10 protein-coding genes are annotated in these 12,261 nt (G+C 38.9%); 5 read left to right on the top strand and 5 right to left on the bottom strand.

The window, feature by feature from the left end:
• Nucleotides 1-9: 9 nt before the first annotated feature.
• Together E4O01_RS02645 and E4O01_RS02650 are read left to right on the top strand one after the other, a co-directional pair.
• Entirely contained in the window at nucleotides 10-1,365 is a 1,356-nt protein-coding gene (locus E4O01_RS02645) for an OmpA family protein (RefSeq protein WP_253694115.1), read from the top strand.
• A 99-nt stretch (nucleotides 1,366-1,464) separates the two neighbouring features.
• Nucleotides 1,465-1,920 (top strand): outer membrane protein assembly factor BamD, encoded by a 456-nt coding sequence (locus E4O01_RS02650; protein WP_253694117.1) that lies wholly within the window; start codon nucleotides 1,465-1,467, stop codon nucleotides 1,918-1,920.
• Here E4O01_RS02650 and E4O01_RS02655 read toward each other — a convergent pair.
• Nucleotides 1,915-2,829, bottom strand: a complete 915-nt coding sequence (locus E4O01_RS02655) for an alpha/beta hydrolase (RefSeq protein WP_253694119.1) — start codon at nucleotides 2,827-2,829, stop codon at nucleotides 1,915-1,917. The genes E4O01_RS02650 and E4O01_RS02655 overlap by 6 nt on opposite strands.
• 123 nt (nucleotides 2,830-2,952) lie before the next feature.
• On the opposite strand from E4O01_RS02655, the gene E4O01_RS02660 reads away from it, so the two are divergent.
• Complete coding sequence (locus tag E4O01_RS02660; protein ID WP_253694121.1) at nucleotides 2,953-4,053, top strand: formylglycine-generating enzyme family protein; 1,101 nt, start codon at nucleotides 2,953-2,955, stop codon at nucleotides 4,051-4,053.
• An 80-nt stretch (nucleotides 4,054-4,133) separates the two neighbouring features.
• Nucleotides 4,134-5,429: an L-cysteine desulfidase family protein gene (locus tag E4O01_RS02665; protein ID WP_253694123.1), complete on the top strand. Its 1,296-nt coding sequence runs from the start codon at nucleotides 4,134-4,136 to the stop codon at nucleotides 5,427-5,429.
• On the opposite strand, the gene pbpC is transcribed toward E4O01_RS02665, so the two are convergent.
• Nucleotides 5,426-7,711 carry a penicillin-binding protein 1C gene (gene pbpC / locus E4O01_RS02670; RefSeq protein ID WP_253694125.1) on the bottom strand — a complete coding sequence of 762 codons (2,286 nt, stop codon included), beginning with the start codon at nucleotides 7,709-7,711 and terminating at the stop codon, nucleotides 5,426-5,428. The two genes, E4O01_RS02665 and pbpC, sit on opposite strands and share 4 nt — an antisense overlap.
• Nucleotides 7,712-8,138: 427 nt before the next feature.
• On the opposite strand from pbpC, the gene E4O01_RS02675 reads away from it, so the two are divergent.
• Nucleotides 8,139-10,196: a S9 family peptidase gene (locus E4O01_RS02675; protein WP_253694127.1), complete on the top strand. Its 2,058-nt coding sequence runs from the start codon at nucleotides 8,139-8,141 to the stop codon at nucleotides 10,194-10,196.
• A gap of 78 nt (nucleotides 10,197-10,274) precedes the next feature.
• On the opposite strand, the gene E4O01_RS02680 is transcribed toward E4O01_RS02675, so the two are convergent.
• The 3 genes from E4O01_RS02680 to E4O01_RS02690 form a co-directional block, all read right to left on the bottom strand.
• A complete protein-coding gene (locus E4O01_RS02680) occupies nucleotides 10,275-10,985 on the bottom strand; it encodes a class I SAM-dependent methyltransferase (protein ID WP_253694129.1) in 711 nt (236 codons plus the stop codon).
• A gap of 83 nt (nucleotides 10,986-11,068) precedes the next feature.
• On the bottom strand, nucleotides 11,069-11,863 hold the full coding sequence (locus E4O01_RS02685) for a hypothetical protein (protein WP_253694131.1): 795 nt from the start codon (nucleotides 11,861-11,863) through the stop codon (nucleotides 11,069-11,071).
• Nucleotides 11,864-11,877: 14 nt separating this feature from the next.
• The gene (locus E4O01_RS02690; protein ID WP_253695160.1) at nucleotides 11,878-12,261 is read right to left on the bottom strand and encodes an ankyrin repeat domain-containing protein; all 384 of its coding nucleotides are present in this window, start codon (nucleotides 12,259-12,261) and stop codon (nucleotides 11,878-11,880) included.

Consider the following 12,261-nt stretch of genomic DNA (forward strand, 5'->3'; position numbering starts at 1 on the left):
TTAAAGCCGATGGACAAACTTTTAAATAAAAATAAAGCTCGTAAACGGAATAGAGGTTTAATCTTAAACTGCTTTTTTTTGTTTTTTTTCCTTTTTTGTTTTGCCCTAAATGCCTATGAGCCGGTACTTAAGTCTTCTTCTGTTCAAAATTGGGAGAATGGCACTATAGAATCCTTAATAAAACTGGACATGAATAAGAGCGGGTTTTATCTTCCAAGCGACAGGGATGCGGCCTTTAACACAATAGAAAAATACAGACCTTCGCTTTTAAAGGATATCTATCTTTCGGTTATAGTCGATTCTTCTCACCGTTTGGGAAACTATCTTGCAGAAGAAAAAGTAAATTTAAATACCATAAACAAGATAATTGAAAAAGGTAATTATAAAAATCCGCATTTTTCAAATGATCTTTCCAATGCGCTGATAAAAACAAGTACCGAGATGCATGAAATAGCAAAACTATTTATAAAGCATAAATCGCCTTATGTTCCTTCGATCCCTCCGAATACTACAGTCAGCAAGGCTTATACCGGTATTTTGATAGATGCAAGAGGTTTGCTGCCCGTACACGGCGAATATACAAAAGAAAAACTTCAACCCTGTATTTTTCCGAAAATTTGGGATAAGGATATGTCCATGATATATGAAAAAAATATGGTAGATCCTGCAATAGCAAAAAAACTGGGTATAGTTTTATATTCTTCGACTCTTAACGAACAGATGTACCGTGAACAGATAGGAACCGAACCCTTACGCATTATCGCCAGAGGCGTTTTCGGACAAAATAGAACGGATCCGGTTATTTCGATAGAGGATAGCAGCCGCATCTTATCGAGACCTGAAAACTTAAAACTTTTACAGGAAGGCAGAGTTGTCATAGTTTGTGATGAAGACATGCTCCATGTTACAGAGCCTTTTACACCGCCTGATGAAAACTATTACTTTGCCTATCATGATATTGAGCTCTTGCTTGAAAAACAAAAAGAAAAGGGTATTGAGCTTTCCAATCCTAAAAATATCATAAAAATAACCATGTACGATATTCGGTTTGTCGCAGATATGCCCGATGTTCTCCCTGAGGAGATGGGAAAGATAGACATAATTGCCGAAGCTCTTTTAAAACTGGGGCCTTATACGAAATTTTTAATTGAGGGTCATACGGCAGATCTTAATAAGCCTGAGGACGAAAAAATTCTTTCGGTTCAAAGGGCGGAAAGAATCGCAGATGAAATTTCTAAGAGGGGTATTGACCGCTCAAGGATTATGACAGCCGGTTATGGAAGTACAAGGCCGTTGGCTCCCAGCAATAATGAAAAGAATATGGCAAAAAACCGCCGTGTAGAGATTACTGTAATAAGGGAATAATTTTTCACTTTTTAACACGTCCTAAACTTTGATACTTTTTCCAATATCCGTTGTTTAGGATGTGTTAACATACGCTTTAAATAAAATTGGAGAATAAAAATGATAAAAAAAATTGGGGCAAAGACCTGCATTTTTAATTTTGTTGGTTTTATAGTTTTTACGGCTGTATCTTTCTTGCTTGTTTCTTGTGCCGGTCTTCCTACTGATGAAACCGTTCCTGCCAATCTTACACCGATTGAGTTAAATCAAAGAGCTCAGGAAGAAATTGATAAGGGCTATTTAAAAAATGCTCTTGAGTATTATAAAATAGTGATAAAACGCTATGGAAACGATGCCTCGATCAGAACCGCTGCGGAATATGAAATTGCCCACATCTATGTAAGCCAAAAAAATTGGCTTGACGCTGACGATATGCTCAAAGCCATTATAGACAGATACGAGATGGCCGGCGGGGCAGGGCTTGCTCCCAAATATTTGGTTCTTGCAAAGAAAGATTATCAAAAAACTCAAGATTACATTAAAAAACACAATTTGCGGAATAAGACAAAATTATAGTCTTTTTTCTATCCATGCGAATATATCGGCCTTAACTTCTTCTTTATTGGTTTCGTTTAATATTTCATGACGGGCGTCTTTATAAAGTTTTAGTTCAAGGTCGTTTATTCCGTTTGTTTTATATATATCATATAGTTTTTTTACGCTCTTACCAAGGTTTGAAACAGGGTCTTTATCGCCTGAGGTAATAAGTATCGGCAGTTCATTGGGGATTTTTGCCATTTCTGAGGGCTTATGTGTTTGCTTTAGGCCTTTGATCAGGTCTTGGTAAAAACCTACCGTACAAATAAATCCGCAATACTCGTCAGCAATGTATTTTTGAACTTCTTCTTCATCCCGTGAAAGCCAGTCGAAATTTGTTTTAGGCTTATCTACGGTTTTATTGTAAGAGCCAAAGCTGAGTTTATCCATAAACTTTGAAGGCTTTTTTCGCCCGGAAAATAATTTGTTTAAACCTGCGGCGGCTCCCGCAATGTTCATCATCGAATTCGGACCTGCACTTCCTACCAGTATGGCGGCTTTTACGGTTTGACCGTAGTTTTCTATATAATTTTGTGTTATAAAAGAGCCGAATGAGTGTCCGAGTATTATAATGGGAATATCCTGATAGATTTTATTAACTTCATCGTTTATCTCTTTTTGATCTTCGACAACCCGCTTAAAGCCGTCCTTATCGGCGAGATAACCTTTAAGCATTATGTTTCCGCAAGTCTTGCCGTGACCTCGATGATCTGCTGCAAATACCGTAAATCCGCGCGTACATGCATCTTCGGCAAAGTCTTCATATCTAAGAGCGTGTTCTGCCATACCATGGACTATATGAATTACGGCCTTGGGCTTTTTTTTGGGCAACCACTGATGTACTGCAATAGCTGCTCCGTCACTCATTGTTTGATAAATTGTCTGCATAATTAATCCTCTTTTAGAACATTATAATGCATAAAAATAAAATTTTCAACCAAAATATTTTTTTGCTGTTGATTTTTTTTATTCTATATGTTATCCTTTTTTTGTTATTTGGAGGGGTTTTCTATGAAATCGTTAAAGAATATTATGCAAAAACTTAAAAATCCTGATACGTATACAAAAAGCAATTTTTTTTATTTTTTGGCTTCATTTTTGATTATAGGCGGAATTTTATTTGCTACAAGGCAGAAGATAATAAATTATCCTCATTATTCTGCTGAAGATTTTCAGACGATGATAACCGTTATAGAAAAACCTGTAATTATTGAAGGCGAAGGATCGGAAGGCTTTTTTACTTCCGGGAGAAAAGTTACTTTGAGCCCTTATAAAATCGGAAAATATGAAGTTTCTTATTCTTTTTGGCGGGAAGTCTATGACTGGATTATAAATGAAAGTGAGAATAAATATTATTTTCAATCGCTTGGACAACCGGGAATTTATATGAGTCATTTGGCTGATCCCGAAAAAATGTATGAAATTGAAGAACTAAAGAAAAAGGCCGAAGAACTGGGTAAACCGTACAATACGGTAAAAGCCGGTCTTTACCCTGTAACAAAAATGTCGTGGAGTGATGCAATAATTTGGTGCAATGCTTTAAGCGAAAAAGAAGGGCTTGACCCTGTTTATTATTATGACGGAAAAGTTTTGCGTAATGCTTTGGATATTACAAAGAGCGAAAACCCCGATGTCAGGATAAAAAATAACGGCTATCGTCTTCCGACTGAAGCCGAATGGGAATTTGCTGCTAGAGGCGGCGATACGAAGGCTTCCGACTGGAACTTTGGATTTGCAGGAACGGATGACACCGAAAAGGCCGGAGAATATACCTGGTACAAATATAACAGCTCTTTTTTTAATGTAGGCTCATCAGGAGAAATCATCGATCTCCATCCCATCGGTCAAAAAAAGCCGAACAGACTGGGGCTTTATGATATGTCGGGAAATGCTTGGGAATGGTGTTTTGACAGATACAATAGAAGAAGTCCCGGAGATTTTATCGATCCCATAAATAACCAGGGAGCCAGACCCCGAATTATAAAAAGCGGCTCCGTAAAACAAAGTCTTGACTTTGCCCGCGTAAAATCTTGGGGCTATGCGGTTCCTGTAAATCCCGGATATATTTTGGGCTTTAGACTTGCTCAAACAATTGCTGAAGAAGGCAAATAATATCCTTATCAATGATGGTTGACATGACTTTAATATATGAATAAAATATTTAAGTTATAATTATAACTTGGAGAAAGAGTATGAGCTTAGACAAATCAAAATGTGAAAAGTATGTTCAAATTTTAAAAGAGGAATTGGTTCCGGCCCTTGGATGTACCGAGCCCATAGCCATTGCCTATGCGGCTGCAAATTTGCGAAAAATAATGGGAGGAATCCCTGATGAAATTCTGATTGAAAGCAGCGGAAATATTATTAAAAATGCAAAGTCGGTTATTGTGCCTAATACCGGCGGAATGAAGGGAATGGAAGCCTCTACCTTGATAGGTCTTATAGGCGGTAATGTAGATAAGGGCTTGGAAGTTTTAGCCGACGTTACCGAAGAACATGTAAAACTTGCACATGAGTATTTGGCTAAGTCCTGCACTAAACTTAAGCTCATGGATACTCCTGCAAGTCTTCACATAAGAATTACGGGTAAACTTAACGGCGATACGGGAGTTGCAGAGCTCATCCATCAGCATACAAATATTGTACTTCTTAAAAAGAATGATGAAATTATTTTTGAAAAACCTTTTAGTCTTAATTCGGCCTCGGGTGCTTTGACCGATAGAAGCTGCTTAAACGTAAAAGATATTTTGGAATTTGCAGATACGGTTCCCATTGACGAGGTTTCTCCCATCATAACCAGACAGATAGAATATAATATGCGTGTTTCCGAAGACGGCTTAAAAAATTCTTACGGTGTTGAAACCGGAAAAAATATTTTAAAATACAACCAAAAGAAAGGTGAATATTTTTCGGTTAAGGTTCAGGCGGAAGGTGAAGTTGCTGCTGCCTCCGATGCCCGAATGTGCGGATGTTCTTATCCGGTTATTACCAATTCGGGAAGCGGAAATCAGGGGCTTGCCGTTTCTGTTCCGGTAATCGTGTACGCCCGCGAAGAAAAAATAAGCGAAGAAAAACTTCTCCGCTGTTTGATTGTAAGCAACCTTTTAGCCATTCATCAAAAAACAGGCATCGGAAGGCTTTCTGCTTATTGCGGAGCCGTAACTGCCGGTGCTGCCTGCGCCGCCGCAATTACCTATATGAAGGGCGGCTCTTATGAACAGGTATGCGGAACAATTGCCAACACCTTGGGAACTGTTTCAGGAATTCTTTGCGACGGAGCCAAGCAGTCGTGTGCATCCAAAATTGCTTCTGCCTTGGACTCAGCCCTCTTTTCTCATGAGCTTGCAATGGAAGGAAATTTCTTTGCAGGAGGCGACGGCGTAGTTAAGAATGACATCGAAAAAACCATAGCAGGTATCGGTGTTGTTGCTGCCGAGGGTATGCGCAAAACTGACGAAGTTGTTTTACAGGTCATGCTGAAAGACTAATTTTCGTTTAAAACATGAAAAACTCTTTTGTGGGTGTTTCCTCGGTTGTCTGTAGCAGTCAGTATGTGGCTTCCTCTTGTTGTCTGTATTTTCATCTGATGGTAAGTTTTTGTAAGTCCTAAAAACTCTCCGTCCAAGTCCCAGTAAATTACGGCTTCGGGATTTTTATGAACTGCCTCTGCCGTTAAAGCGCCCATGGAGCCGTCGAGTTCCGTGGGAATATAGACAGAGGTTCCGTTCTCGGGAAATAGAATTTCAAATTCACTTAGTAAAGAGGCCGTACTTCCCGGAATCCAGCGGGGGAGAGGCTTATATTCAGGATGCCCTTGTTTATAAAAATATTCTGCGGCAGCCGGAAGAATGAATCGTTTTTCTATTTTGGGTAATTCGTTTATGTCGTTAGCTTTTACCTGAAATTTACCGTCGGGAGTTAAAGAAACCTTTTTGCAATAGGGGCATACTTTTTGGCTGTGGCTTCCGATTGGTTTTAAAATATTTTTTGTGTTATTACAAAATTCTCCTGCGGGATATCCCGAATCAGCGCAAGTTTTTATAAATTCAAAATCCTTTAATTCTTGTTCAGGCCAATCGGTTTTTGGAAGTATTTTAAAAATCTCAAATAGAATGGGGGCAGCCAGTTTTGTGCTTGTAATTTCGGGTCTTCCTTCGCCCGATGCATTCCCGCACCAAACTCCCACGGAGTATTTAGGAGTAATGCCTATAGTCCATGCGTCTTTGTTTCCGTAACTTGTTCCGGTTTTCCATGCAATTTTTTGGTCTTTGGCGTATAACTGCCAGATGGCTTCTTCTTCGGGGCGGTTCCCTTCGGTAAGTACATCCATCGTTATCCTGCAAGCGCCTGAAGAAAAAGGAAATTTTCCTCCGAGTTTGTTTTGCGCTTTCAGCATCAGTTTTCTGTAATTATAGGTAATTTCGTAGAGGTTTATTTCGCCGCCGCCCAAAATGAGGGGGAGACCGTACTCGCCTGCAGAGCGGTTAAAGGTGGTAAAGCCCGAGCGTTTTAAAATATCCAAAAAGGCCGGTACGGTAAATTCGCGTAAAGAGCGTATGAACGGAATATTTAAAGAGTAGGAAAGGGCTTTACGCGCAGGGATTGCTCCCGAATATGTGTAGCTGCTGTTTTGAGGCGTGTAGCCTGCAATCTTTGTCGGAATATCGATGAGAAGCTGGTCAGGTAAAATCATGCCTGCATCCAACATGGCTGTAAACAAAAAGGGTTTTAGTAAACTCCCCGAACTCCGCCTCGCCTGAATCATATCGACATGTTCGTGTTTTGCATTCGGGCTGTTAAGTCCCGTGTTTCCGATATAGGCCAATGGATTTCCGGTCTCGGTATCCAAGATTAAAACCGCTATATTGTGGACACTGCTTTGCGAGTTGATTTTAAAATGATGCTCGGCAATTTCAAAAACTATTTCCTGTAAGGCGTGATCCAGAGTGCTTATGTTTTTTGGTTTGGAAGTTTTTGTTTTTAAAAACTCAAGGTAGTGATGAGCTTTTTGCGGAAGAGCTTTTGGTTTATCCGGAACGGGTTCTTCAAGAGAAAGTTCATATGTTTCCTTATCGATTTTTTTTTGCAAAAAAAGATTGTATAAAAGATTATCTCTTTTTTGTTTTAAGATTTTACTTTCTTTTCCCGGGCGTACGAGGGATGGCTGATTCGGAAGAACCGCAAGGCAGGCCGCTTCTGCCCATGTTAAATCTTCAGGTGCTCTTCCGAAGTACCGCCACGAGGCGGCTTCAAGCCCTACAACGTTTCCGCCGTAGGGCGCATGGGAAGAGTAAAGATTAAGAATGTCTTCTTTTGAATAGGCGAGTTCCAAAAAAAGAGAAAAAAAACTTTCTTTTAGTTTTTGCCCAAAACTTCGTATCTGATTTTTTTCTGAAAGGCGCGAAGTCTGCATCGTAATTGTAGAAGCGCCCGAAACTATTTTTTCTTTTAAAAGGTTTTCGGCGGCTGCCCTAAAAACTGAAAGAGGGTCTATCCCGAAATGAAAGTAAAAGTTTTTGTCCTCATAGGTGAGCAGGGCTTCTTTGTATTTTAAAGGCAGACTTACATTTTGAGGAAACCGCCATTGGCCGTCCTTTGCCGCTGATGCTCCCAATAGTTTCCCGCCGGAGCTGTAAAGAGTGAAAGAATAATCAACTTTAAAATCCGGGGTAAAAAAAAGTATTGACAGTAAAACTATGACGGCAGAAATGAAGGCCGGTATCAAGGCTTGTAATATTTTCTTTGTCGGCAGTTTTTCAGGAAAATGCATTCTTTTGTTCTCCGAACGGCATTATAACATAAGTAAAAAAAAGATAATAGTATTTAAGCGGGTTTTTTAATTTAACCGCGGAGGACGCAAAGGTTTTTAATAAAGTCTTTGTAAGAACATCTTTAAATTATCCTTGGCGAAGTTGAGCGAAGCTCAACGCTTTGCGTTTCTTGCGGTTTATTTAAACAGTATAAACTGACCGTCATTATGCTGCAATTTTTTCTGTTTCCTTTTTTAACATAGCGATAGTATACAGAGGTATGAGAGAATTTGCAAGGGTTGGCTTTGATTTGGATAATAAGGATAAGTTGTTTGGTTATGATTATATCCCTATAGACGGAAACCCATCATCTCTCTATAATGTACGCTGAAGTATACTAATCATAATAGTGTACGAACATACTTACAAGAATTTAGGAGTAATAAATTGAAACAATCCGATTTTGCAAAACCGCCCGTGGCGGAAATAAAAGCGACGAATTTTGAGAAGTTTGGAAAAACGAGAACCGATAATTATTATTGGCTTAAGGACAAGACCGATAAAAAAGTTATAGATTATCTAAATGCAGAAAATGCTTATACGGATAAGATAATGGCTTCTTCAAAAGATTTACAAAAATCTATTTACGATGAAATTGTAGGCCGCATAAAGGAAGATGATGAAACCTATCCTGTTTTTGAAAACGGTTATTATTACTACAACCGTGTCGAAAAGGGAAAGCAGTATAGAACCTATTGCAGAAAAAAGGCCTCTCTTGATGCAGTCGAAGAAATAATCTTCGATATAAACAAGATGGCGGAAGGCAAACAAGCCTTTATTTTTGAAGGCTACATAGTAAGCCCCGACAATAAAAAGGCCTGCTATTTTTATAACGAAACGGGCTCTTTTGCAGAGTTCACTTTAAAAGTGCGCGATTTGGAAACCGGAAAAGATTTAAGTTTCAGCTACGACGGAGCCGTCTCCGCTGCTTGGGCATCAGACAGCGAAACTCTTTTTTACAGTGCAATCGACAGCACCTTGCGCTCCTGCAAGATTTTACGTCAAGGTCTTAACGAAGAAAAAGGAACTCTTGTTTACGAAGAAAAGGATGCAAAGTTTTCCTGCTATGTGCATGAGACAAAGACAAGAGAATTTATTTTTATCTCAAGTTCAAGTTCTACCACTTCAGAAGAGCGTTTTATTTCTGCCGATAAGCCTCATTCTGAATTTACAATCTTTCTTCCGCGAGGTAAGGATATTGAGTATTTTGTTTATCCTCACAAGGAAAAGTTTTTTATCCGCTGGAAGGACAAGCAAAACTTAAACGGCAAGATCTACTCCGCTCCTCTTTCTTCATATTCCGATAAATCTACATGGAAGGAAGAAAGAGCCCATGACGAAAAGGTGCGCATTGAAGATGTTTCTGTTTTTGAATCCTTCCTTGTATTGGAACTCCGCAAGAACGGTCTTATCGAGATTGAAATTAAATCTCTTAAAACCGGAGAGGTAAAAAACATTTCCTTCCCTGAGCCCGTTTATACAGCCTATTTGGGTGCAAACCCCGAATATACTTCATGTAAGGTGCGCTATAACTACACATCCTTAAACCGCCCCAACAGTTTGTACGATTACGATATAGATGTGGGAAAATCGGTCTTGTTAAAACAGCAGGAAGTTCCCTCAGGCTTTAACCCTGATGACTACACTGTAGAGAGACTTTGGGCAACGGCAAAAGACGGAGTAAAGGTTCCTATGGCTGCCGTTTATAAAAAAGGCTTGGCAAAGGATGGCGCAGCTCCGGCTCTTCTATATTCTTACGGAAGCTACGGCTACAGCTCTGATGTGTATTTTAGTCCGAGCGTTTACAGCCTTGTCGAAAGGGGTTTTGTGTACATAGTTGCTCAAATCAGGGGCGGAAGCGACATGGGGGAGCAATGGTATGAGGACGGTAAGCTCTTAAAAAAGAAGAACACCTTTACCGACTTTATCGCCTGTGCCGAGCATCTGATTTCTCAAAAATATACTTCTTCGGAAAAAATTGCAATAATGGGCGGAAGTGCGGGCGGCCTTCTTATGGGAGCCGTCACAAACATGAGACCCGACTTATTCCATTCGGTTGTGGCTGCCGTTCCCTTTATAGATGTAGTTACCACCATGCTCGACGATTCCTTACCCCTTACTACAGGCGAATACGAAGAGTGGGGCAACCCGAACGAGGAGGAGTACTATAACTACATGCTTTCATATTCACCCTATGACAATATCGAAGCAAAAGATTATCCGCACATTCTTGTAACAGGCGGTTTAAACGATTCGCAAGTTCTTTTCCACGAGCCTGCAAAATATACGGCAAAGCTGCGCGCAAAGAAAACCGGGGATAATATTTTAATCCTCCACATGAATATGGATTCAGGCCACGGAGGCGCTACCGGCCGCTATGACAGAATTAAGGACACAGCCTTTGAATATGCTTTTATTCTTAACATGGTAGGGATAGATAAATAGCTTTTGTTTCTTTAATCACCGCAATTCCGGTCAAGGTTTTGCGGTGAACTTTTAACGGTTTCTTTATACCTTAAGCACTTATTTTTCTGCAGCGTAGATTGTCGAGTATTCCGTTAAATCGCTTGGGGTAAAATTATAATCAGAATAGCAGCCTATCTTTTTAAAGCCTGCTTTTTTTAAACTTTCTTTTAAAAATTCCTGTTTTAGGGGGAGCAAAAAGGTATGATCCGATAGACTTTCGTTATTTTTTTTATCCGTAAAGTTTATGATAAATTTAAGCCTTTCTTGTTCTGCAAAATCATAGGAACGTTTAAAAATAAAATCCCCATTTTCGATTGTTTTAAAATTTACCTTTTGTTCTGAAATGATTTTATCGTAATTTAATATCTGGAAGATAAAAACTCCGTCTCCTAAAAGGCTTTTATAAATATAAGAAAAAAATAAAAAAACTTCATTCTTATTTTTTAGGTGAGGAAGAGTGTTGCCGAAACAGAATACGGCGTTGAGTTGCCCGAATTTTACAATGTTGAGCATATCCTCAACTTTAAATCTTATATTTGAAGCGGAAGGTCTTATTTTATTTTGTGCAATCGAAATCATTTTTATGTTTAGGTCTATTCCGGTTGGTGTAAAACCTTCATTTAAAAGAGTAAAACAAAGCTCTCCCGTTGCACATCCTGCATCGATAATTTTTCCTTTTTTACAAAAAGTTTTAATAAAGTCAACTTTTTCTTTTTCGAGAGGAAAAATTGTTTCGTAATTTTCTGCAATTAGATCGTAAAGTTTCATAAGGCATCCTCTTCTTATTAAAAATTATAACAGATATTTTAATAGTGCCGAAGTTCGAACTTTGCACTTCGACATTCGCTCCTTCACTCGGTAAACTCGAATAGAACTCCGTATGTTTTTTGGGGGTCGGTATAAACCGATGAGCCCGTATCTTTACCGATTAAATCTTTTTCCGATAAAAAGGATCGCGCCTTCTCTAAGGATTTAACCTTTACTTCAAAACTTATAAACTTGTCGTAATCGTCTTTAATGATTTCGATATTCGGGGAGGCTTCTATTTCCCAAAAACCTTCTTTAGTTTCTTTGTGCGGAACAAGAAGCTTCCTCCACAAATCAAGGGCTTTTGTATAATCGCTGTATGCTATTTTTACTTTTTCTATGTATCGAATCCCCAAGTTTCCGCCGGGTTCTTTGTCCGGTCTGCTGACAGGAATTTGATACTCGCAAAAAAAGACAGTTCCTCCTGTAGATAAGTCATTACAGACTAAATTTTGCCAATAATGACCTGAATAAATATTTGCTTCCTGAAATCCTTTTTCTCTCAGTCTGTCCTTTATATCAGAAACCTTCATTGCGGGTTCAAATGCCATTCCAAGTATTCCATCAATGTTTGCAATGTTTTCCGCCTTTTTAAAGTCAACGGCTTCCAATACGCAGTTTCCGAATTCTATACCTCCGCTGGTAAACTCACCCATGTTGCGGTACGGCCATGAAACGGGTAAATCAAATGTGTGTTCCAGCATGCCGTATAATTCTTTAGGCTCCTTACAGGTCAGCATAAAGTGATCAATTTTTTTCACAAAAATTTCTTCATTTTCTTTTGGAGTACAAGCCGCTAATAATAAGCTTAAACATAAAATCATTAGTTTGGTTTTCATCATTTTCTCCGTGTTTATAAAGATTTTAAGTAATTATTTAATTCTTCATTTTTTGCCAAAAGAGCATAGTCTTTTATTGTCATGCCGTCCTGCTCTCCGCCTGTAATTTTTTCATCTATGTAGACACCTTTTGAGATTACATAGTCAAGCATTTTTTTGTCGCCGCCTAAACCGACGGCGTGAATTATCGAAAAATTATAATCTGCTTTAATTAAAACATCTGCTCCTTTTTCGATTAAAAACCAAAACAAGTCCTTATAGCCGAATTCGGCTGCTTCCATAACAGCCGTAAATCCGTCCTTGTCTTGAGTATTAATATCAAAGCCGTTTTGTAAATAAGCTTTTATAAGTTCAGCATTGTTCTTTTTTGCAGCTTTTATAAATTCGTCAATGTGCAT

Source organism: Treponema sp. OMZ 790, from assembly GCF_024181285.1.
Taxonomy (GTDB): domain Bacteria; phylum Spirochaetota; class Spirochaetia; order Treponematales; family Treponemataceae; genus Treponema_B.

Coding starts and splice junctions, on each gene's coding strand:
- E4O01_RS02660 (WP_253694121.1), top strand. CDS start 2,953: ATGAAATCGTTAAAGAATATTATGCAAAAACTTAAAAATCCTGATACG.
- pbpC (WP_253694125.1), bottom strand. CDS start 7,711: ATGCATTTTCCTGAAAAACTGCCGACAAAGAAAATATTACAAGCCTTG.
- E4O01_RS02650 (WP_253694117.1), top strand. CDS start 1,465: ATGATAAAAAAAATTGGGGCAAAGACCTGCATTTTTAATTTTGTTGGT.
- E4O01_RS02655 (WP_253694119.1), bottom strand. CDS start 2,829: ATGCAGACAATTTATCAAACAATGAGTGACGGAGCAGCTATTGCAGTA.
- E4O01_RS02645 (WP_253694115.1), top strand. CDS start 10: ATGGACAAACTTTTAAATAAAAATAAAGCTCGTAAACGGAATAGAGGT.
- E4O01_RS02690 (WP_253695160.1), bottom strand. CDS start 12,261: ATGCACATTGACGAATTTATAAAAGCTGCAAAAAAGAACAATGCTGAA.
- E4O01_RS02680 (WP_253694129.1), bottom strand. CDS start 10,985: ATGAAACTTTACGATCTAATTGCAGAAAATTACGAAACAATTTTTCCT.
- E4O01_RS02665 (WP_253694123.1), top strand. CDS start 4,134: ATGAGCTTAGACAAATCAAAATGTGAAAAGTATGTTCAAATTTTAAAA.
- E4O01_RS02685 (WP_253694131.1), bottom strand. CDS start 11,863: ATGAAAACCAAACTAATGATTTTATGTTTAAGCTTATTATTAGCGGCT.